A 20,702-nucleotide genomic window follows, 5' to 3' on the forward strand; every position below is an offset into this window, starting at 1 on the left:
GCGATCAGCGCGCCGGCATTTTCCGGATCAAGCCCTACCCGATGGTCTGCAGCGCCGGGAACGTCTCCAGCAGCCAGATGCTCACATTCGAGACCGCGCCGGTGAGAAAGCCGATGCCGGTGATCACCATCAGGACGCCCATGGCGCGCTCGACATTGACGAGATGTCCCTTCATCCGCGCGAACAGTGCCGAGAACTGCTCGATCATCAGCGCGGCGATCAGGAAGGGAATGCCGAGACCGGCCGAATAGACCGCGAGCAGCCCCGCGCCCTTCGTCACCGTAGCCTCAGCGGCCGCGATCGAAAGGATCGCGGCGAGGATCGGGCCGATACAGGGCGTCCAGCCGAAGGCGAAGGCGAGCCCCATGATGTAGGCGCCCCAGAGGCCGACCGGTTTGGGGATCGGCAGCCGTCCCTCGCGCATCAACAGGCCGATGCGCGTCAATCCGAGAAAGTGCAGGCCCATGATGATGATGACGATGCCGGCGAGGATCGACAACTCCGCCGACCAGGCGCGGATCAGCCCACCGACCAGCGAGGCGCTGGCGCCGAGCGCGACGAACACCGTGGAGAAGCCGAGCACGAACAGGAGCGCCGACATCATGATCGCGCGCTTGGAGGCCGAGCCCGGCTCGTCGCTCTCGACATGCTCGATCGTGGCGCCCGTAAGATAGATCAGATAGGGCGGGACCAGGGGCAGGACGCAAGGCGAAAGGAAGCTGACGAGGCCTGCAATCAGCGCCGCCGGGATCGAAACATTTTGCATGATGCCGTCTGAGCCATCTCAGGCCCCGGTGCGGCGCGCCGGGAATGCGCGCGGCCCGGAGCCGAACCGGCTCTGGTGTAACCGATGCCGGAGAATGCGCAACAGAGGCGCATCAAACCAGGGCTCCTCCCGATGCCGCCTGCGATCACAGGTGCGGCATCGGGACGCGCACAAACCTCGCCAAAAAGCGAGATTCGGCGGCGCGGCTACTTCACCACGCGGAGCAGCGGACGCCGGGGCTGGTCCTGCGTCTGCTTGGAAGGGGACGGCGGCTCGCTCGCAGCGCTCCGCAGCATTTCGTCGCACAGTGCCTTGAGATCGGCACTGTCAATTCCTTTGAGTTTCATCCTGACGTCGAGGATGACAATGGACAGCAGCTCGGCCGACTCACGGCTGTCGCACGCGTTGAGAACCCTGCGGCACCCCTCGAGCGTTTCCAGCACCGACTGCAACTGTTCGTCTGAATGCGACACCGGCGTTCTTTCCGTTAATTCGGCCTGCGAGACGTGTTGGTGACGACCCCTTCGGCCCCCATGGAATACGGAGGATAGCACGAGGCCACAGCGCCTCTGAACCTGATTTCAGTGGGTTTCTGCCGCGGAACTGCGGTTCCGGCTAACATCGCCGCGCTGCTCCGTTGGCCATGGTCGAAACGGTCCGAGAGCAAACGCCCCGCGCCCTGTGATTGATCCATTGAGAGAGATGGCGCCGGCTTTCGCGCAAGCACACTCATTGCCGACAGCGCCTGCAATCCCGCAGCCATTTCACGGCTCGCAACGGCACTCACGCCACACCCCTCATCCGGGCAATGGCCTGCCCGATTCCCAACCCTTGGCAGCATTCAGATACCACCCACGAGGTAGTAAGGATGACGTTCAAAACTCATCATCCCCCAACCCGCAGTGGTTGTGGTTTGCGCCAGATTCTGCCAGTTTAGCTAACCGAAGGGACTTGTATGCACTCCTTGGCGGAAAGGGGCGTTCCTGTGGCGGAACGCCCAAAGACAAATCTCAGCGGCCTCTCTGATTGGGATGCCGCCCGCATATTCCTTGAAGTCGTCCGATGCGGGAGTTTCCGATCGGCGGCCGAGCGCCTGTCGCTGTCGATCAACGCCGTGCGCCGGCGAATCGACGATTTCGAACGCCAGACCGGCACCACACTCTTCACCCGCGACGTCCATGGCACCCATCTCACCGATGAGGGCGCGCTGGTGGTCTCCGCCGTCGAGCGCATGGAGGCCGCCACCTTCGACGTACTGCGCGCCAGCGATTCGATGGCCAACGCCCTGTCCGGCGAGGTGCGAGTCGCCGTTACTGAGGGGCTCGGCACGTTCTGGCTCGCCCCGCGCCTGGTTGAATTCCAGCAGGCCTATCCGAAGATCCTGGTCGACCTGCATTGCGCGATGCGCTCGGCCGACGTCTCGCGCCACGAAGCCGACGTCGCCATCCATCTGTCGCGTCCCTCGGCGCTCGACATCAAGCTAGTGCGGCTCGGTCGCATGCATCTGATGTTCTGGGCCTCCGAGAAATACATCGAGAAGCATGGCGCGCCGCGCTCGGCGGCGGAATTGATCAAGCATCGCCTGGTGCTGCAATTCGCCGACCAGCTTGCCGCCAAGGAATCCTTCGAGAGCTTCTTCCCGGGCGTATCGGAACGTGACCTTCTGGTCATGAAGACCAACGTCTCAAGCGCCAACTACTGGGCGGTCGCGAATGGCGCCGGCATCGGCGTCTTCCCGAGCTACGCCATTGCGCTTGGCGGGAGGTTGATTCCACTGGAGGTCGAGTTGAACCGACCGCTGGATATCTGGTTGTCCTACCATCCCGGTAGCGGCCGAATTCCGCGCGTGCGGCACATGATTGATTGGCTGATCGAAGCTTTCAGTCCGGCTCGCTTCCCGTGGTTTAAGGAAGAGTTCGTGCATCCGCATGAATTCAATGACTCGTATATGGGCGAACCCCTGACCCAGCTCTTCGGGGGATTTTCAACCGAAGAACAAAGGTGAAAACGAAGATGAAAGCAGCGGCGAAAAGAATGAAGCAGCGCAGTGCTGGCAAGCCGGACATCGAGCTTGGCAAGCGGATTCGTCTGCGGCGCGTCGAGATGAAGATCTCGCAGGCCGAGCTCGGCGAGAAGCTTGGCGTCAGCTTCCAGCAGGTCCAGAAATACGAGAAGGGCGTCAATCGCGTCGGCGCGGCTCGTCTGCAGCAGATCGCTTCCGCCCTCGACGTGCCCGTGACCTTCTTCTACGACGGTGACAACAAGGCGCGCGAAGTCGAGAGCCTGCTGTTCCTCGATTCGGCCTTCAGCCTCCGCCTGCTGCGCGCCTACAGCAAGATCAAGGACCAGACCGTGCAGCGTCAGTTGGTCTCGCTGATGGAATCGATCGCGGCGAACGAGAGCTGAGACCGGTCGACGGTCTGGCCTTTGCGGCCGATCTTCAATCCGCCGCGTCGCGGGGACGCGGCCGGATTGAACGATCATATTCCGGCTCGCGCGCTTGCGCGCGGCCTTTGCGGGGCGGCACGACCGCCCCTTTTCTTTGCGCGCGCGACACTCGGGACGACGCGCCATGCAATCCCGGAACAGGCGGATGCAGACTCGCCCACCCTGCCGCGGTTGACCCCGGAAGCGCCAGCGCAGCACATTGCCCCTCGCACATGACGAGCGAGCAAGCGATGTCCGACATATTCAGCACGACCGGTACACCCTACGCGGACGGCAAGATTCTCCAGCACACCACCGACGGCGTCGGCGTGATCACCTTCAACAATCCCGACAAGCGCAACGCGATGTCCCTGGAGATGTGGGAGGGATTTGGCGAGGCCTTGACGAGCCTGCGCGACGACGAGACGGTGCGCGTCGTGGTCCTGCGCGGAGCCGGCGGTAAGGCCTTCGTCTCCGGCGCCGACATCAGCCAATTCGAGAAGACCCGCCACAACGCGGCAGCGTCCGAGGAATATGCCAGGCGCAGCGCCGCCCAGCGCGCACTGCTCGCAGACTATCCCAAGCCGACGATTGCCTGCATCGACGGCTTTTGCCTCGGCGGCGGCATGCAGGTCGCGATGCTCGCCGATATCCGCATCGCCGCGCACGACAGCCAGTTCGGCATTCCCGCGGCCAAGCTCGGCATCGCCTATGGCTTTGACGGCCTGCGGCACCTGGTTTCGCTGGTCGGCCCGTCCTGGGCGCGGCTTCTGATGTACACGGGCATGCGCATCGATTCCGCCGAAGCGCTGCGCATTGGCCTTATCGAGCGCGTGTTCCCGGTCGACGAGCTCTGGGGCGAGACCATGACGATTGCCGAGACGATCTCGCAGAACGCCCCGCTCGCGATCAAGGCCGCCAAGATCACCATCGCGCAGGTGCTGAAGGATGAGAGTCAACGCGACATGGATGCGATCAAGGCGATCGGCAATGCCTGTATGGACAGCGCAGACTTTCGCGAGGGCCGGCAAGCCTTCATGGAAAAGCGCAAGCCACAGTTCCAGGGGCGTTGAAGCTGAACCGACGTTCAGGAAGATTAAATTCCTCGTGCAGCTCCGCGCGGTAGCAACTAGTTGATCTGACGAAAGTTCTCCCGCCACAACGAGGGAGATCGCGATGACACTGAAATCTGCTGTTCTTGCTCTGGCTGCCATCGGCGGTGTAGCGCTCGCCTCGGGCGAGGCGCTCGCAGCCATGCCGAATGGCATCCCGCAGGCGGACAAGATTGCAAGCGGTCCGGCCGCTGACGTCGATCAGGTGCGCTGGGTGTGCAACCCCTGGGGCCGCTGCTTCTGGCGTCCGAACTATTACGGCGCCTACGGCTATTACGGCGGCCCGCGACGCTTCTACGGCCCGCGCCCGTGGGGCTGGGGCCATCGCCACCACCATTGGCGCCGCTGGTGAACGACAAAGGGGCCGCGAGGCCCCTTTTTCTTTTGAGACGAACCGGCGCCGCGGCTCGGCTGCTTCTCAGAGCGCCGCCAGCACCGCTTTGGTGATGTCGGCAGTCCCGTTGCTGCCGCCGAATTCCATCGGCTTGATGCCGCCGGCATAGACCTGATCCACCGCACGCTCGATCGTCTCGCCGGCCTCCGCCGCGCTCTCGACGCCGTGCTTGTCGGCGAGCCAGTCCAGCATCATCGCCGCCGACAGGATCATGCCAGTGGGATTGGCCTTGCCCTGCCCCATGATGTCGGGCGCGGTGCCGTGGCAGGGCTGGAACACGGCATATTTGTCGCCGATGTCCGCCGACGGCGCCATTCCGAGGCCGCCGATCAGGCTCGCAGTGATGTCGGAGACGATGTCGCCGAACATGTTCTCCATCACCATCACGTCGAAATCCCAGGGACGCTTCACCAGCATGGCCGAGCAGGCATCGACATAGAGCCGATCGGTCTTCACGTCGGGGTGCTTCTTGGCGATCTCATCGAAAATGCCGCGAAAGAACGCGAACGCCTTGAACACGTTCGCCTTGTCGACGCAGGCAAGCGCGCCGGGCTTGCCGCGCGCCTTGCGCCGCTCGGCGAGGCGAAACGAGAAATCGAACAGGCGCTCGGATGTCCTGCGTGTGATCACCATGGTCTCGCGCGCGTCCTCATGGGTGACGACGCCCTTGCCCATCGAGGCGAACAGGCCTTCGGTCGATTCCCGGATCACGACGAGATCGATGCCGCGCTCATCAGCGCCGACGATCGGGCTCGGCACGCCCGGAATAAGGCGCGCCGGTCGCACGCCGGCATAGAGATCGAAGATGAAACGCAGCTCGATCTGCGGCGCGATCTCGGTATTGTCGGGGTAGCGCACCGACGGCAGGCCGCAGGCGCCGAGCAGGATTGCGTCCGCCTCCTCGCACAGCTTGATGGTCGAGTCAGGCATCGACTTGCCGGTGGCAAGATAATTGTTGGCGCCGGCGGGTGCTTCAGTGAAACGGAAGCGCAAATCCGATTTCTGCTCGATCTTGCGCAGCACCTCGACGGCCGGCGCCATGACTTCGGGACCGATGCCGTCACCGGCGAGCACGGCAATGTGGAAGGCGTTGTTTGCGGACATTTAAGGCCTCAAGGAAAGGAGCTAGCCAAGTCGTCATTGCGAAGAACTCTTGCGACGAAGCAATCCAGACTGTGTCCGCGGAGGGATTTCCGGATTGCTTCCCTGCGCTCGCAATGACGGAGGAGAGAGTGTTCGCTACGGCGTCAGCACCGTGCGCCCGACCACCGCGCCCTGCTGCAATTGCACCAGCGCATCGTTGGCCTTGGCGAGCGGCGCCGTGGTCACCGGGATCGGCGGCACCTTCTTGGTGCGGACGAGGTCGAGCAATTCCTGCGTCTCGCGCAGGTTTCCGACGTAGCTGCCCTGGATCGTCACCGCCTTGATCGGAATCAGCGGCAGCGCCCAGGTTGCGCCGCCGCCGAACAGGCCGACGATCACGAGTTTGCCGCCCTTGGTCAGGCAGTCGAATCCAAGTTGCGTCGTCGCGGCATTCCCGACGAGGTCGATCACGGCACGGATCGGCCCGCCCGCCTTCTTGGCGAGTTGCTCCAGCGCATCCGGCGCCTTCGGGTCGACGGTGGCGAGCGCGCCGGCCTTCTCCGCCGCTTCGCGCTTCCTGGCATCGATATCGACCATGATCGCGCCCTTGCCGCCCATGGCTTTCAAGAGCGACAGCGCCATCAGGCCGAGCCCGCCGGCGCCGAACATCACGATCGGCGTGTCGAAATGCTGCTCAACCTTTTTCAGCGCGCTGTAGGTGGTGACGCCCGAGCAGGCATAGGGCGCGGTCGTTGCGGGATCGAGTCCCCTGAGATTGAGCAGATAGCGCGGATGCGGCACCAGCATGTGATCGGAATAGCCGCCGTCGCAATAGACGCCGAGCGAGCGCGGCGTCAGGCACATGTTCTCGTCACCGGCGAGGCACGTCGCGCACTTGCCGCAGCCAATCCAGGGATAGACCAGCCCGACATCGCCGAGCTTGAGGTCGCCCTGGTCGGTCGGTTTCACGTCGGGGCCGAAGGCCAGGATTTCGCCGACCGTCTCGTGACCCATGGTCAGCGGCAGATTGATGCCGCGGTCCTTCAGCGAGAGCGGCTTGCGGCCATGGCCGAGATCGTAGCCGCCCTCCCAGATGTGGAGGTCGCTGTGGCAGACGCCGGCGGCCTTCACCTTGATCAGGACCTGCGTGCCCGAAGGCTGCGGCGTCGCCTCGTCGAACTCCTGCAGCGGCGCCTTGAAATCGGCGACCTTGAAACTCTTCATCGGCGTTCTCCCGGCATGCTTCTCGTTGTCGCGCCACCATGCCATGGCCGGCGAGGCGAGACAAACCGGTCTTAGTTCAGGTCAGCGGATGATGGCAAGCCGCGAACTGGCGAGGCCCGATTTCGCGCAACTCCGGTATCTCCGCGCTGCATCGCTTATCGGCGCGTGGGCAGCGGGTGCGGAAGCGGCAGCCGGACGGCGGCGCAATCGGCGATGGTGGCTCACCCGCCGCCACACTCTCGGCGGGACGCACATCCGGATCGGGCACCGGGATCGCCTGCAACAAGAGCCCGGTATAGGGATGCGCAGGATTTGCGAACAATTGCTCCGACGGACCGACCTCGCAGAGCCGGCCGAGATACATCACCGCGACGCGGTCGCTGACCGCTTTGACCACTGCGAGATCATGCGCGATGAACAACAGCGTCAGGCCGAAGCGTGCTTTCATCTCCTCCAGCAAATTGAGGATCTGTGCGCGGATCGAGACGTCCAGCGCCGAGACCGGTTCGTCGCAGACGATGAATTCCGGATTGAGGACGAGCGACCGCGCGATACAGATGCGCTGGCACTGCCCGCCGGAGAATTCATGCGGCAGGCGGCCCGCGACGAGATCAGGATCGAGCCCGACCGCGCTGAGCACCTCGTGAACCCTGCGCTTGCGCTCGGCGGCATCCTTGACGCCGGCAATGATGAGCGGCTCGGCCACGATGTCGCCGATGCGACGGCGCGGATTGAGCGAGGCGATCGGATCCTGGAAGATCAACTGCACGCGGCGGCGCATCTTGCGCAACGCCTCGCCCTCCATTGCGGTGAGATCTTCGCCGTCGAACAACACCCGGCCGGATTTGGCACGTCGCAATTGCAGCACCGCGCGCCCCAGCGTCGACTTGCCGCAGCCGGATTCTCCGACCAGCCCCAACGTCTCGCCGCGCGCGACCGCAAGGCTGACACCGGACACCGCATGCACCGTCTTGTTGCCGAGACCATATTCGACGACGAGATTGTCGACGTTCAGCAGCGGCTCAGCGCGCGCGGCAAGCTGCATCATGCGCCAACTCCCTCCGCCATCTGGATCGGGTGGAAGCAGGCATAGAGATGATCGGGCATCTCGGCGCTCTTCAGGTCGGGCTTGGCCTCATGACAACGGCTAGCGGCATAGCGGCAGCGAGGCGCGAAGGAGCAGCCCTTTAGCGGTCGTGTCGGATCGGGCGGACGGCCGGAGATCGCGGGCAGCGGGGTATGGGGCGCGGTCTCCAGCTTCGGGATCGCCGCCAGCAACGCTTCGGTGTAGGGCATGTGCATGCGCTTGAACAGCGCCTGGGTCGGGGCGCGCTCCACCACCCTGCCCGCATACATCACGGCGACCTCGTCGGCACGGCCCGCGACCACGCCGAGATCGTGGGTGATGATGATCATCGCCATGTGGCGGCGGCGCTGCTCGCGCGCGAGCAGATCGAGGATCTGTGCCTGGATGGTGACGTCGAGCGCGGTGGTCGGCTCGTCCGCGATCAGCAGCTTCGGTTCGCAGGACAACGCGATCGCAATCGCGATGCGCTGGCGCATGCCGCCGGAACATTGATGCGGATATTGCGCGAGCCGCTGCTCAGGCGCCGGGATTCCGACAGCCGCCAGCAGCTCGATGCTGCGCTTCCGTGCTGCGGGGGCATCGAGCTCGAGATGCTCCTGGATCGTCTCCATCAGCTGCGTGCCGATGGTCAGCACCGGGTTTAGCGAGGTCATGGGGTCCTGAAACACGACTGCGAGATCGCGCCCGCGCAAGCGACGCAAGGGTTCCGCATCGAGCCGCACCAGATCCTGGCCGTCGAACATCACGCGGCCCGTGAGCTTTGCTTTTTTCGGTAGCAGCTGAAGCACCGCGCGCGAGAGCATGGTCTTGCCGCAGCCGGACTCGCCGACGATGCCGAGCGTGCAGCCCGCCTCCAGCGACAGGTCGACATGATCCACGGCGCGCAGATTACCGCGCGGCGTCGGTAGCTCGACTGCAACGTCCTCGATGATCAAGAGCGGAGCGCTCACAGCGCCCCCTGACGCGGGTCGGTCAGCGCCCGCAAGGTATCGCCGACCAGATTGAAGGCCAGCACGGTGAGGAACAATCCGGTCGCCGGCAGGAACGCCAGCCGCGGCGCGACGTCGAGGCTGTCGCGCCCTTCGCCGATCATGCTGCCCCAGCTCGCCATCGGCGGCGGCACGCCGAGACCGAGGAAGGACAGCGCCCCCTCGACCACGATGGTGACGGCAACGCCGAGCAGGAAGAAGGCCAGCAGCGGCAGGATCACGTTCGGCAATAGCTCACGCAGCAGGATGCGCGCATGGCTGGCACCTAACGCCTCGGCCGCGATCACGAATTCCCGCCGCGCCAGCGTCAGCGTCGCAGCCCGCGCCACACGCATGAAGGCGGGAACGCCGAGCACGCCGAGGATCAGGGTGAGGTTGGGGACGGACTGACCGAGATAAGCCGTCACCGCGAGCGCGAAGATCAGCGGCGGAAAGGCGAGCAGCACGTCCATGCTGCCGACCACCAGCGTCTCGAACCGGCCGCGGAAATAACCGGCGAGCAGGCCGAGCGCGCCGCCGAGCGTAAGGCCGATCATCGGCGCGATCAGCCCGACGGTCAACGACACGCGCGCGCCAAAAATCAGGCGGGCGAGCTCGTCGCGGCCGAGCCCGTCGGTGCCGAGCCAGTGCTCGGTGGAGAATGCCGCGCGGCGCTCCAGCATGTCCATGTCTACGGGGTTCTGCAGCGGCAGCACCGGCGCAAGGATCGCGAGCGCAAGGATGATCGCGAGCCAGGCGCTCGCGATCCAGAACAGCAGGCCGAGCCTGCGCTTGCGGCCGACCGGCACGGGCGCCGCCTCGTCCTGCATCGAGAGCTCAAGCGTGGCCATGGCGGATCCTGGGGTCGAGCACGGCGTAGAGCATGTCGACGATGAAATTCACGATGACGAAGCCGCAGGCAACCAGCAGCACGACGCCCTGGAGGATGACGAGGTCGCGGGTGTAGATCGCCCCGACCAGCAGCCGGCCGATGCCGGGCAGCGCAAAGATCGATTCCACGATCAGGGTGCCGCCGAGCAGGCGGCCGATATTGATGCCTGTGACCGTCACCAGCGTCAGCGACGAGGGCTTGAGCGCATGCACGAACAGGATACGCGCGGGCTTGAGACCCTTGGCCTTGGCGAGCGCGATATAATCCTCCTGCAAGGTCGCGATCATGTCGGAGCGCAGCACGCGCATGATTCCCGGCCATTCCGCCAGCGCCAGCGTCAGTGCCGGCAGCACGAAGAAGCGTAAATTCGCCAGCGGCGCCTCGGTGAACGGCACATAGCCCGTCGCCGGCAGCCAGTGCAGCTCGACCGCGAACAGATAGATCAGCAGGATCGCCACCAGGAACGACGGCATCGACAGCATCGCGAACGCGCTGCCGGTCATGAAACGGTCGAACGCGCCGCCGGCACGCGCGGCACAGGCGATCGCAACCGGGACGCCGATCAACAGTCCGATGAACTCGGCCATCAGCATCAGTTGGAGCGAGACCGGAATGCGCTCGGCGACCGCCTGCAACACCGTCTGCCCGGTGCGGAACGAGCGGCCGAGATCGCCCTGCAGGACGTGACCGAGCCAGCTCAGGTAACGCCACCACAGCGGCTGATCGAGCCCCATGTCACGGCGCAGCGCCGCAACATTCTCCGGCGTCGCCTGATCGCCGAGGATGACGAGAGCGAGATCGCCCGGCAGCAGCGAGGCGATCAGGAAGGTCAACAGCGACACGGCGAGCAACACCGGCAGCATGCCAAGCAGCCGCCGAACGACGAAGTTCAGCATCGCGCCATCATTCCAGCCAGGTCGTCGAAACGTCGATCACGCCGTTGTAGATCTTGGGGAAGCCTTTCAGCTTGGCGCTCGACAGCGCGTAATAAGTGTTCTGGAAGGTCCAGAACCAGATTGCCTCCTTGTTGATCAGGCGGCTGATGGCGCAGTAATCCTCGGTGCGTTGGCCGAGGTCGGCGGTGACGCGCGCGTGGTCCAGCAGCTTGTCGAGCTCCGGGTTTGAGTATCCGGCCAATGCCAGCGGGCTGCCGCTGCGGAAATTCGCGTACATCTGCGGGTCGGGATCGGCGAGATCGACGATGCGCCACGGCGTCATCTGGAACTGGCGGGTGAAGGCGCGTGACGGAATGGTCGCCTGATCGACCTGCTCGATCTCCATGTTGGCGCCGGCGCGCTTCCAGAATTGCTGAAGCACCTGGCCGATCATGCGGCCGCGCGGGGTTGCGGTCACCAGCATCTTGAACTCGACCGGCTTGCCGTAATCCTTGATCAGCGCCTTGGCCTTCTCGACATCGAACGGCAGCGCGCCGTCATCCTTGCATTTGACCCAGGAGCCATCGCCATAGGGATTGGTCGCGGGCCGGCTCAGGCCGTTGCTGATCGCCTGCGACATTTTCGGGCGGTCGAGCGCCATCACCAGCGCCTGACGCACGCGGACATCGTCGAACGGCGCGACCTTGGTGTTGAAGGCGTAGACCTGCGCGCCCGAGCCCTTGTAGGTGTGCACCGTGAGCTTGGAGTCCTTCTGCGCCTTCATGATGTTGTCGGCGTCGTTCTCGTCGTCCCAGATGATGTCGGCCTCGCCCGATTGCAGCGAGGCGAAGCGCGACTGCGCATCGGGCAGCGGCTTTAAGATGATGCGGTCGAGATAGGGACGGCCCTTGTCCCAGTAGTTGGGGTTTTTCTCCAGCACCATCCGGTCGCCAGCGGTCCATGATTTCAGGATATAGGGACCGGTACCGACGGGATTGCGATTGTAATCGTCGCCCTTCGTCTTCCAGGCGGTCGGCGACTGAATGACGTTGTTGGAGCTCTGGATGGTGATCACCGCCGGCCAGTTCACCGAGGGATCGGTCAGATTGAAGACAACGGTGGTTTCGTCCGGCGCCAGCACTTCCTTGACGTTGGTGATGTAGAAGGCGCAGCGGCATTTGTTGGCCGGGTCCTTCTGCCGGTCAAAATTCTCCTTGAAGGCCTGCGCATTGAACGGCGTGCCGTCGTGGAATGTCACACCCTCGCGGAGCCTGAAGGTCCAGCTCTTGTAATCGTCGGAATGGGTCCATGACATCGCGAGCTTTGGAGCGGCATCGCCCTTGTCGTCGAGCGTGGTCAGCGTATCGAAGATCGCCGCGGCCGCGGTGAAAGTCGAGGTGTCGTAGACGCCGACCTTGAGCGGATCGAAGCCCGCGATCTCCAGCTCCTGGCCGACGGTGATGCTGCCGCCCGGCTTCTGCGCTTGCACCGGCCCGGCCAGCGGAAGGAGGGCAAATGCCGCAACAAGGAAAATCGGCGCGTGCTTGCGCGCCGCGGCAGCAATGTTCGTCATGGTTCCTCCCGGGATCCCTCGTCCGATGTTTCGGTTCGTTGAATGACTGGGGACGAGATTGGCGACAAAAGCTCGCCACGGCAAGAGGAACGCGTGACAGATCACACGCCGCACGTGCGGCGTAATGGTGCTCAGCCTGTCGCGGCAGTTTTGCCTGTCGGAATTGATGCATCATCGGCGAGGCTGATCTCTTCGCGCAGGGCATCCGTATGCTCGCCGAGCACGGCCATCGTCTTGGCCGGCGTGGTATCGGCACCCGACATCCGGAATGGCAGGTTGAGCACCTGAAAGGAGCCGCCCTCGTCCCGCACCTCGGAGAGCGCCTGCCGGTGCGCAAGCTGCGGATCGGCCAGCGCCTCGGACACGGTGCGATAGGCCGAAGCCGGCACGCCGGCAGCCCCGAGCGCTGCGAGACACGCATCGGTCGTGAGCTGCCGCGACCAGGCCTCGACGCCGTCCATCACCTCGGCCCAATTCTCGCGGCGCGCGGCATAGGTCGCAAAGCGCGGATCGGAGATCCATTCGGGGTGACCGATCACGCCCATCAATCCCTGGAACGTCTTCTCGCTGGCGACCGTGATCATGACATAGCCGCTTGCCGTCTCGGTCGGGCCGAACATCGGGCGCGGCGGTGGCTTCACGGCGAATTGTGCGCTCTGCAATTCGGTCAGCGTCAGTGACAGCATCGATTCCAGCATCGACACGTCGATGTGCTGGCCAAGGCCGGTCACGGTCCGCTGATAGAGTGCGGACGCGATCGCGCCGAAGCCGTAGGTGCCGGTGACCACGTCGGCGTGATAGATGCCGCAATAATCAGGGCGATTGCGGCCGGGCTGGTAGGCCAGATGCGCCATATCATAGCCGGAGGCGGCATGGATCACCGGCGCATAGGCCGGCAGCTCGGCCGAGGGGCCGGTCTGGCCGTAGCCCGAGATCGAGCAATAGATCAGCTTCGGGTTGACGGTGCGCAGCCTGTCGTAGTCGAGCCGCAGCCGATGCATCACGCCGGGGCGAAAGTTCTCGACCAGGATGTCTGATGTCGCGGCCAGCCGGCGCACCGCCTCCTTGCCGTCCTCGGACTTGAGGTCGAGCACGACGCTCTTCTTGCCGACATTGAGCTGGCCGAACGCGGTGCTGCACCCCTTGCGCAGCGGCGGCCGGGTCCGCATGGTCTCCCCGCCGTCGGTCTCGATCTTGATGACCTCAGCGCCCATGTCGGCAAGCATCCGCGCGCAGTGAGGACCGGCGATGGTGGTGGAAAAATCCAGGACCCTCAGCCCGGCGAAGGTTTTTGTCGTCGTCCCCTCATGCTTATCTGCTAGCTGCATGCCTGCTCACGTCCTTGGGTCTTAGGAACTCTCGAAGTTCTCTGTTGTTGATGCGGCGACCCTAGAGGGCGGCGGCCGAGTAGGAAAGTGTTTACCGAACCGACACGCCGCGTGGGTGGGCTTTAAGAATTCCCGGACAACTGGACCCGTTCTTGCATAGTAGCGAACGGGATCGACAGAGGGCAGCTGTTCTTGAGGGTCTTGTTCGTCACCACGGAGTTGGACGACTTCGTCCGCGTCGGCGGCCTTGGAGCCGTGTCCGCTGCACTGCCCCGCGCCCTTCGCTCCTTTGCCGATATCCGGATCATGTTGCCCGGCTATCGCGACATCATCGAGCAACTCACGCATATTCAGATCGTTGGACGCTGCCCGGCGCTCGCGGAGATGCCGGCCTGCTCGCTCGGACGGGCCGCAACCAAGGACGGAATGCCGGTCTACGTGCTGTTGTGCTCGCAACTTTACGACCGGCCCGGTAACCCCTATGGCGACGAGTCCGGGCGCGACTGGCCCGACAATGACATCCGCTTCGCGCGCTTTGCCTCTGCCGCCGCTGAGCTGGCCATGGGCAAGCTGGACAAGAATTGGGCAGCTGACCTGATCCATGCCAATGACTGGCAGGCCTCGCTCGTGCCGGCCTATCTCGCCTGGCGCGGCTCCAAGCTACCGTCGATCCTGACCATTCACAACCTTGCCTATCAGGGCCTCTTCCCGAAGGACTCGCTGCGGCGGATCGGCGCACCGGAGAGCTCTTTCCACATCGACGGTGTCGAGTTCTACGACCAGCTGTCCTTCCTCAAGGCGGGCCTCGTCTACGCCTCGCACCTCACCACCGTCAGCGGCACCTATGCGCGCGAGATCACCACCGCCGAATTCGGCTGCGGCCTGGAGGGCCTGCTCCGCCTGCGCTCGGACGCGTCCGAGCTCACCGGCATCCTCAACGGCATCGACGAGAGCTGGGACCCGCGCTCCTGCGCCCAGCTCGCCCAGCAGTTCGGCGCCGGCGACTGGGTCGGCAAGAGGGCCAATGCGGACTACGTCCGCAAGCAGTTTGGCTTAGCGGTCTCGCGCGGCCCGATGTTCGGCATCGTCGCGCGTCTCGTGCACCAGAAGGGCATCGATCTCGTGCTGTCGGCGGCCGACGAGATCGTCGATGCCGGCGGACAGATCGTGGTCACCGGCTCCGGCGAGCCGGCGCTGGAGCAGGCCTTGATCGACGCGCATCGCCGCCGCCCCGACGCGATCGGAGTTGTGATCGGCTTCAACGATGCCCAGGCCCGCCGCATCTTTGCCGGCAGCGATTTCACCCTGATGCCGTCGCGCTTCGAGCCGTGCGGGCTCAGCCAGATGTACGCCCAGCGCTTCGGCTCGCTGCCAATCGGTCACCAGACCGGCGGCCTTGCCGAAACCATCACCGACGGCGAGACCGGCTTCCTGTTCTCGAGGCCCTCGCGCGAGTCCTTCCTTGGCGGCGTCCGCCGCGCGTTCTCGGCCTTCATGGCGCAGGACCAGCTCGACACCATGCGCCGCAGCGCCATGGGACGGTCCTTCTCCTGGAGCATCTCGGCGGGGACCTACAGCGCGCTCTACCGGAAGCTGGCTTCGGTGTGAGGCAAGCCGCTTCCTCATTCTTCGTCATTGCGAGAAGCCCTTGCGACGAAACAATCCAAAAACCCTCCGCGGTTACAGTCTGGATTGCTTCCGCCTTCGCCAGCTTCGGCGGACAAGTCGCTGCGCTCGCAATGACGGTGTGGAGACAGTTTTGCGCCTCACTTTCCGCTCTCGTTCCCCGGACGCAGCGCAGTGCTCTTGCGGTGCGCTGTGTCCGGGACACCCTGAATAATTCTCAGCGGCGCACATCCATCTGCGGCCGCCCGATCCACGCCCTGTTGAGGCAGCGCGTCATCCAGTCGGGCTGCGGCTCGCCCCGCAGCCGCGCCTGCGCTTCCTGGTAGGGCCCGACATAGCGCAGCCGATCCGGCAATGTCGGATAGATGCGCCGGATCCATCGCAGCGCGTTGTCGGCCGATCTGAGCTCCCGCTCGCCGAGCTCAAACCCGAAGCCGGCGCGCAAGCGTTCCGGCAGCAGGCTCGCCGTGAGCGCGCGATACCATCGCGGCGGCCGCAACCACGGACGCGCGCCGCCAAAAATCTGCGCCGCGATCTCGCGCGCCGCCGGGCTCACGGTCAGCGTGTCCGACTGCGCCATCGCCGCGATGTAGGCCGTAAAGCCCGACCAGTCCGCGGGCAGATCATCCGCCGTCAATCCGAACAATGCACCGAACGTCCGACTCTCGGTCCAGTAGCGCTCGCGCTCCTCCACCGAGAATGGCGGCAGAACCAGCTCGTGCGCCATCAGCGCCGTCTCGACCAGCGTCGCATGGACCCAACGCAGCGAGGGGATATCGTTGGCGCAGTAGCGCGAGCCTGCCGCAAAGGGACCGACCGTCTCCGGCATCTCTCCGACGATCATGCTGTGTCGTCGGTGCAGCTGCCGGGAGGACAGCAAGGCACGGTCGAGCGAGCCGAACACCATGGCAAAGACGATGTCAAAGGTGCGATGGAAGCGGCCAATCGGATCGGCCAGGGTTTTCGAATGCTCGGCGATGGCGGCGGCGACCCAGGGATGCGCCAGTTGCAGCAACAACGCGCGGCCGGCACCGAGAAAGATGACCGCCTCCCGGTCGATCCGCCAGGTCAGCGTATCAGGACCGAACACGCCCGCTACCGGCCCCGCCGCGTTGGCGCGGACCAGATCGAGCGTTGCCTCCAGATCTTTCTCAGCGACCAATTGCAAGCCTCGCGACGAACACGGGGCAACAATAGCCCAGACCTAGCCCTCGGGAAATCGCCACTGCGCAAGACAATCACGCGTCAAGCCCTCACTCCGCCGCAATCGGCATCTCCTCCATATGCTCGTGCAGCACCACCCCGGCGAGCGGATCGAATTCGCCGATCCAGGGCTTGCGTGCCAGGACCGATCGCGTGTGAGCGTAACCAGCGTGCCAACGCCGTGTGATCCCCGACGGACTGAAGTCGATATCCTTGGTATGGGTCTCGCGCTCAAGCTGCGGCGCCAGCAGCCGTACCACATGCATGCGGGTCGGACAGCCATAGCTCGTCAACTCTCTCACCGCGGGATCGCTGCGCTCGCTCTCCCGAAGCCGTGCCGCGAGCTGGTTGATGACATGGCGCAGGCGATGGGCCTGCTGCTGGCGCGCAATCTGGCTCGAAATGCGGCTGGAATATTGCACGTCCTTGTGCCGGTTCAGCACCTCCGCGATCGTGTTCGGCTCGGGTCCGACGGGATTCCACAAATGCACGGAGAAAATCAGCGAATCCCTGCGCGGATTATCGTCGAACACCGCTTCCGTCGGCGTGTTCGACAGGATGCCGCCGTCCCAATAGAGCTCGCCGTCGATGCGCACCGCCGGGAAAGCCGGCGGCAGCGCGCCCGACGCCATTATGTGCTTCACCGTCAGTTCACTGTCGCGGCTGTCGAAATAGCGCATTTCACTGGTGCCGACATGAGCCGCACCGACCGTCAGGCGCGGCGCGCAGCGATTGGCGAGATCGAAATCGACGAGCTCGCTCAGCGTCTTCTCCAGCGGCGCGGTCGAATAATAGCCCGCGTTGTCGGCACCGAGCGGATAGGAATCGCCCGCATGCGCCAGTGGATTGGGCCGGAAGAAGCCGCGAATGCCGCCGGTGACCGTCGACCAATAAGCGAGCCTCTCGTTGAAGTCGGGAAAGGCGCCGCCCAGGGTCCAGACCGGGGCCTGCTCCATCCGCTTCCAGAATTCCTTCAGGCGCGCAAGCCGTTGCTCCGGCACGTTGCCGGCAATCAGGCTCGCATTGATGGCGCCGATCGAGGTGCCGATGACCCAGTCCGGCTCGATGCCGGCCTCGTGCAGCGCCTGGTAGACACCCGCCTGATAGGAGCCAAGCGCACCGCCGCCCTGAAGCACCAGCACGACCTGACCCGGGATATCCGCACCTTTGCCCTTCATGCCGTTCATGGTTCGCTCCTGGTGAGCCTGCACCGGCCGAATTTTCGTCGCACGCGGCGGCATTGTTACCCGCGATCATTTTAAGAGATGGCGGGATCTTTTGAAATGCCAGTTGGCTTCCAAGTCCATACGTCCGTGCTATCGCGCGTGGGATGTCATTTCTGGTTCCGATCGGCTAGATTTGAGGTCGATTTCGCTGGGAGCCGATCCATGGAAATGCACCAGGTCCGCTATTTCCTCGCGGTGGCGCAGCTGCTCAATTTCACGCGCGCGGCCGAGGAGTGCAACGTTACACAGCCCTCGCTGACACGCGCGATCAAGCAACTCGAGGCCGAGCTTGGCGGCGACCTGTTCCGCCGCGAGCGGCCGGCGGCGCAATTGACCGAGCTCGGCCAGCGCATGCATCCGCTCCTGAAGCAGTGTTTTGACGCTGCCGCCGGCGCGCGCTCGCTCGCCTCCTCGTTCAAAAGCGGAGAGGTCGGCGCGTTGCGCGTTGCCTTGACGCATTCGATCGACCTAGCGCTGCTCATTCCGCATCTCAACGAGATCAGGCGGCAATTCAACCAGCTCGAATTCCGCTTCCTGCGCGGGACGAGCCGCGAGGTCGGCGAGTTCTTGAAGAAAGGTGAAGCCGAGCTCGGCATCGCCGCCGAGATCGATGAGGCCTGGGAACGGCTCGACGCCTGGCCGCTGTTCACCGAGAGCTTCGAGCTCGTCTTTGGCGACGGACATCGGCTGGCCGGCCGCAGCAGCATCGAACTGGACGATCTGCGCTCGGAGCAACTGTTGAGCCGGACGTTCTGCGAGCATTCGCGCCGCATCTCCGCGAGCCTGCGCGAGCACGGCATCGAGCATGGCCACGAGATTTCGAGCGAGCGCGACCTGATCGAGCTGGTCGAGGCCGACATCGGCGTCGCCATGATGCCGCACACCTCGCCCCTGCCGCAGACACTGACGCGTGCCGCCGTCGCCGGCCTGGACGCCCGCCGCACCGTCAGCCTTTACGGCGTGGCCGGCCGGCAGCGCACGGCGGTCGCCAGCGCCGTGATGCGCATGCTGCGCGGCGCCGACTGGCGCGAGATCGCGGGGTAGCGAGAACGGTCTTCGGATAAGGGGAGAACCTAGTTCTCCCTGCCCGCGCTCTCCAGCGCGGCGAGCAGATCGTCGATCTCCATGCGTTTGCGGAAATCGGGATCGACGAAGCGGGCCTTCACGATGCCGTCGCGGCCGACCACGAACACGGCCGGGATCGGCAGCATCCAGCCGTCATTGCCGTGGAATTTCGCCATGTCCTGATAGGACAACAGGCGCTGGATCTCGGCACCGAGCCAGATCGCGAGATTGAGCGACAGCGCATAGCCGTTGTCGAGATCGGTCAGGACCGGAAACGGCGCGCCGGATTCAGCCTTGAGCTGGCGGGTAAATTCCAGCGTCTCCGGCACGACCGCAACAATCTGCGCACCCATGGCCTCGATGCGATCGAACGCCTGGACCACGGCACGGACATTGAGCCGGCAATAGGGACACCAATGGCCGCGGAAGAACATCACGGCGAGCGGGCCGCGCTGCAGCAGCGAAGGCAGCGTGACGAGACGCCCGGCCTCGTCCGGCAGCATGAACGCCGGCATCGCATCGCCCGGGTGAGGCGCGGTCTCGCCACCGCCGTTCCCGCCCAATCTCGCCACCAGGCGATCGACGGCCTCGCCATAGGCCGGAAACACCGCACGGCTGGCGTCGGCATAGGCGCGGAGCTGTTCGTTCAGCGTGCCGTCCATGTCGCGGCAGCGCTGGAAAGCAAGCCTGAGCTGCTCGGCATCGGCTGGCGAGAGAGATGTCATCTTCTGCTCCGGCATTCCCTTCAGCGAATATTAGTTTCCCGGTTCGGCCGCCCGCAAGGGGCGGCCGCGATGCCAGGCCGGCTCAGTTCACGTAGAAATTGCCGGTCGGATCGAGCCGTCCCGAGGTGGAGTACAGCGATCCGTTGCTCATGAAGAAGACGGTGTTGTCGGGCACCTTCTTGGCGTTCTTCATCATCGCCTCGTGGTTCTTCTCGGCCGGAGCCATGGCCATCGCCGACATCTTGCCGGGGCCGCCATAGACATAGGCCATGCCGGCCTTGAAGTCCCAGGCGGCCTCCGAGAAGGCCGAGGTGGCGATGACCGCAAACGCGGCGGTGGCGATCAGGGTCTTGGACAATTTCGGCATTGGGGCTCCTGCGGATTGACGTGAACGCCCGCCAATCGGGCGCCGTGCCATCGGACGCCGAATGCCGCGAAAGCGGAAATGCCGTTGCCCAATCGGATCGATAGCCGGCGCGCATCAACATAGCGCACCGCTATCGCATCGAGAGCAAGCCGGCATTTCAGGATCGACGCGATCTCGATGAAGCTCCCGTCATCGCCGGCGACCAGCGGGGTTGCGGCCAACATAGGAGACCTCCCCATGTTCAAGAGCTACGCTTTGCCGCGTCTGATCTGGCCGGGCCTTGCCATCGTCAGCGCGCTCGCACTCTCGGCGCAGCCGGTCGTTGCCGGCGAGTGCCCGGCCGGTAAGATCAAGCCGAACGCCCAGCAGATGGTCGATCACAAACCCGTCGGCGTTATCGACGTCACGCTCGGGGCGATCGATCTCGGCAAGCAGCCGGCGCATATCGAGGGCCGCGAGCTGCGCTTCCGCAAGCTCACGATCGAGCCCGGCGGCATCGTGCCCTGGCACAGCCATGACGACCGCCCCGCGTTGATCTTCGTGCAGCAGGGCGAAATCGTCGAATACGCCTCCAACTGTGTCGACCCGATCGTGCACAGGGCCGGCGACATCCGCCCGGAGGTGTACGGCACCTCGCATTGGTGGAAGAACCTCGGCAAGGAGACCGTCATTCTCTATGTCGGCGACATCCGCAAGGATCCCAACGATCGCCACATGTAACGAGCGCATTCCAGCCCCAGCGCACCGTTATGGATGAGGCG

Annotated in this window: 21 protein-coding genes; 7 read left to right on the forward strand and 14 right to left on the reverse strand. The window is 64.6% G+C overall.

Annotated features, from left to right (window positions below; genetic code table 11):
• Positions 1–34: 34 nt before the first annotated feature.
• Positions 35–766, reverse strand: a complete 732-nt coding sequence (locus XI04_RS15735; protein WP_038947000.1) for a cytochrome c biogenesis CcdA family protein — start codon at positions 764–766, stop codon at positions 35–37.
• A 206-nt stretch (positions 767–972) separates the two neighbouring features.
• Positions 973–1,239, reverse strand: coding sequence for a hypothetical protein (locus XI04_RS15740; protein ID WP_028143063.1), 267 nt, complete (start codon positions 1,237–1,239; stop codon positions 973–975).
• Positions 1,240–1,721: 482 nt separating this feature from the next.
• Here XI04_RS15740 and XI04_RS15745 point away from each other — a divergent pair, with 482 nt between their 5' ends.
• The 4 genes from XI04_RS15745 to XI04_RS15760 all read left to right on the forward strand — a co-directional run bounded on the left by XI04_RS15745 (position 1,722) and on the right by XI04_RS15760 (position 4,657).
• Positions 1,722–2,771, forward strand: a complete 1,050-nt coding sequence (locus XI04_RS15745; protein ID WP_271623723.1) for a LysR family transcriptional regulator — start codon at positions 1,722–1,724, stop codon at positions 2,769–2,771.
• Between the two features lie 29 nt (positions 2,772–2,800).
• Positions 2,801–3,172: a helix-turn-helix domain-containing protein gene (locus XI04_RS15750; protein ID WP_020608151.1), complete on the forward strand. Its 372-nt coding sequence runs from the start codon at positions 2,801–2,803 to the stop codon at positions 3,170–3,172.
• Between the two features lie 272 nt (positions 3,173–3,444).
• Positions 3,445–4,266 carry an enoyl-CoA hydratase gene (locus tag XI04_RS15755; protein ID WP_028143065.1) on the forward strand — a complete coding sequence of 274 codons (822 nt, stop codon included), beginning with the start codon at positions 3,445–3,447 and terminating at the stop codon, positions 4,264–4,266.
• A gap of 103 nt (positions 4,267–4,369) precedes the next feature.
• Complete coding sequence (locus XI04_RS15760; protein WP_028143066.1) at positions 4,370–4,657, forward strand: hypothetical protein; 288 nt, start codon at positions 4,370–4,372, stop codon at positions 4,655–4,657.
• 66 nt (positions 4,658–4,723) lie between these two features.
• Here the strand turns inward: XI04_RS15760 and XI04_RS15765 are convergent, their stop codons facing one another.
• The 8 genes from XI04_RS15765 to XI04_RS15800 form a co-directional block, all read right to left on the reverse strand.
• Positions 4,724–5,803, reverse strand: coding sequence for an isocitrate/isopropylmalate dehydrogenase family protein (locus tag XI04_RS15765; protein WP_028143067.1), 1,080 nt, complete (start codon positions 5,801–5,803; stop codon positions 4,724–4,726).
• A gap of 135 nt (positions 5,804–5,938) precedes the next feature.
• Positions 5,939–7,006, reverse strand: a complete 1,068-nt coding sequence (locus XI04_RS15770; protein ID WP_028143068.1) for an alcohol dehydrogenase — start codon at positions 7,004–7,006, stop codon at positions 5,939–5,941.
• Positions 7,007–7,082: 76 nt separating this feature from the next.
• On the reverse strand, positions 7,083–8,054 hold the full coding sequence (locus tag XI04_RS15775; RefSeq protein ID WP_028143069.1) for an ABC transporter ATP-binding protein: 972 nt from the start codon (positions 8,052–8,054) through the stop codon (positions 7,083–7,085).
• Positions 8,051–9,043, reverse strand: coding sequence for an ABC transporter ATP-binding protein (locus XI04_RS15780; protein ID WP_028143070.1), 993 nt, complete (start codon positions 9,041–9,043; stop codon positions 8,051–8,053). Before XI04_RS15780 ends, XI04_RS15775 begins: the two co-directional genes overlap by 4 nt.
• A complete protein-coding gene (locus XI04_RS15785) occupies positions 9,040–9,912 on the reverse strand; it encodes an ABC transporter permease (protein ID WP_097668994.1) in 873 nt (290 codons plus the stop codon). Before XI04_RS15785 ends, XI04_RS15780 begins: the two co-directional genes overlap by 4 nt.
• Positions 9,899–10,849, reverse strand: a complete 951-nt coding sequence (locus tag XI04_RS15790; RefSeq protein ID WP_038946995.1) for an ABC transporter permease — start codon at positions 10,847–10,849, stop codon at positions 9,899–9,901. Before XI04_RS15790 ends, XI04_RS15785 begins: the two co-directional genes overlap by 14 nt.
• 7 nt (positions 10,850–10,856) lie before the next feature.
• Positions 10,857–12,401, reverse strand: coding sequence for an ABC transporter substrate-binding protein (locus XI04_RS15795; protein ID WP_271609680.1), 1,545 nt, complete (start codon positions 12,399–12,401; stop codon positions 10,857–10,859).
• Positions 12,402–12,532: 131 nt separating this feature from the next.
• Positions 12,533–13,729 (reverse strand): CaiB/BaiF CoA transferase family protein, encoded by a 1,197-nt coding sequence (locus XI04_RS15800; protein ID WP_271609681.1) that lies wholly within the window; start codon positions 13,727–13,729, stop codon positions 12,533–12,535.
• Positions 13,730–13,921: 192 nt separating this feature from the next.
• Here XI04_RS15800 and glgA point away from each other — a divergent pair, with 192 nt between their 5' ends.
• Positions 13,922–15,337 carry a glycogen synthase GlgA gene (glgA, locus tag XI04_RS15805; protein WP_038946992.1) on the forward strand — a complete coding sequence of 472 codons (1,416 nt, stop codon included), beginning with the start codon at positions 13,922–13,924 and terminating at the stop codon, positions 15,335–15,337.
• Positions 15,338–15,572: 235 nt separating this feature from the next.
• Here the strand turns inward: glgA and XI04_RS15810 are convergent, their stop codons facing one another.
• Both XI04_RS15810 and XI04_RS15815 read right to left on the reverse strand, forming a co-directional pair.
• Positions 15,573–16,517 carry an oxygenase MpaB family protein gene (locus XI04_RS15810; RefSeq protein ID WP_271609682.1) on the reverse strand — a complete coding sequence of 315 codons (945 nt, stop codon included), beginning with the start codon at positions 16,515–16,517 and terminating at the stop codon, positions 15,573–15,575.
• Positions 16,518–16,608: 91 nt separating this feature from the next.
• Positions 16,609–17,745, reverse strand: a complete 1,137-nt coding sequence (locus XI04_RS15815) for a patatin-like phospholipase family protein (protein ID WP_271609683.1) — start codon at positions 17,743–17,745, stop codon at positions 16,609–16,611.
• Positions 17,746–17,946: 201 nt separating this feature from the next.
• Between XI04_RS15815 and XI04_RS15820 the strand changes: the two genes are divergently transcribed.
• Positions 17,947–18,828 (forward strand): LysR family transcriptional regulator, encoded by an 882-nt coding sequence (locus XI04_RS15820; RefSeq protein ID WP_028143078.1) that lies wholly within the window; start codon positions 17,947–17,949, stop codon positions 18,826–18,828.
• 29 nt (positions 18,829–18,857) lie between these two features.
• Here the strand turns inward: XI04_RS15820 and XI04_RS15825 are convergent, their stop codons facing one another.
• A complete protein-coding gene (locus XI04_RS15825; protein WP_028143079.1) occupies positions 18,858–19,574 on the reverse strand; it encodes a peroxiredoxin-like family protein in 717 nt (238 codons plus the stop codon).
• An 82-nt stretch (positions 19,575–19,656) separates the two neighbouring features.
• Positions 19,657–19,941 (reverse strand): hypothetical protein, encoded by a 285-nt coding sequence (locus tag XI04_RS15830; protein WP_038946988.1) that lies wholly within the window; start codon positions 19,939–19,941, stop codon positions 19,657–19,659.
• 237 nt (positions 19,942–20,178) lie between these two features.
• Here XI04_RS15830 and XI04_RS15835 point away from each other — a divergent pair, with 237 nt between their 5' ends.
• Entirely contained in the window at positions 20,179–20,661 is a 483-nt protein-coding gene (locus XI04_RS15835) for a cupin domain-containing protein (RefSeq protein ID WP_271609685.1), read from the forward strand.
• The last annotated feature ends 41 nt before the right edge of the window (positions 20,662–20,702 follow it).

This window comes from Bradyrhizobium sp. CCBAU 11430, assembly GCF_028128855.1.
GTDB lineage: Bacteria > Pseudomonadota > Alphaproteobacteria > Rhizobiales > Xanthobacteraceae > Bradyrhizobium > Bradyrhizobium ottawaense.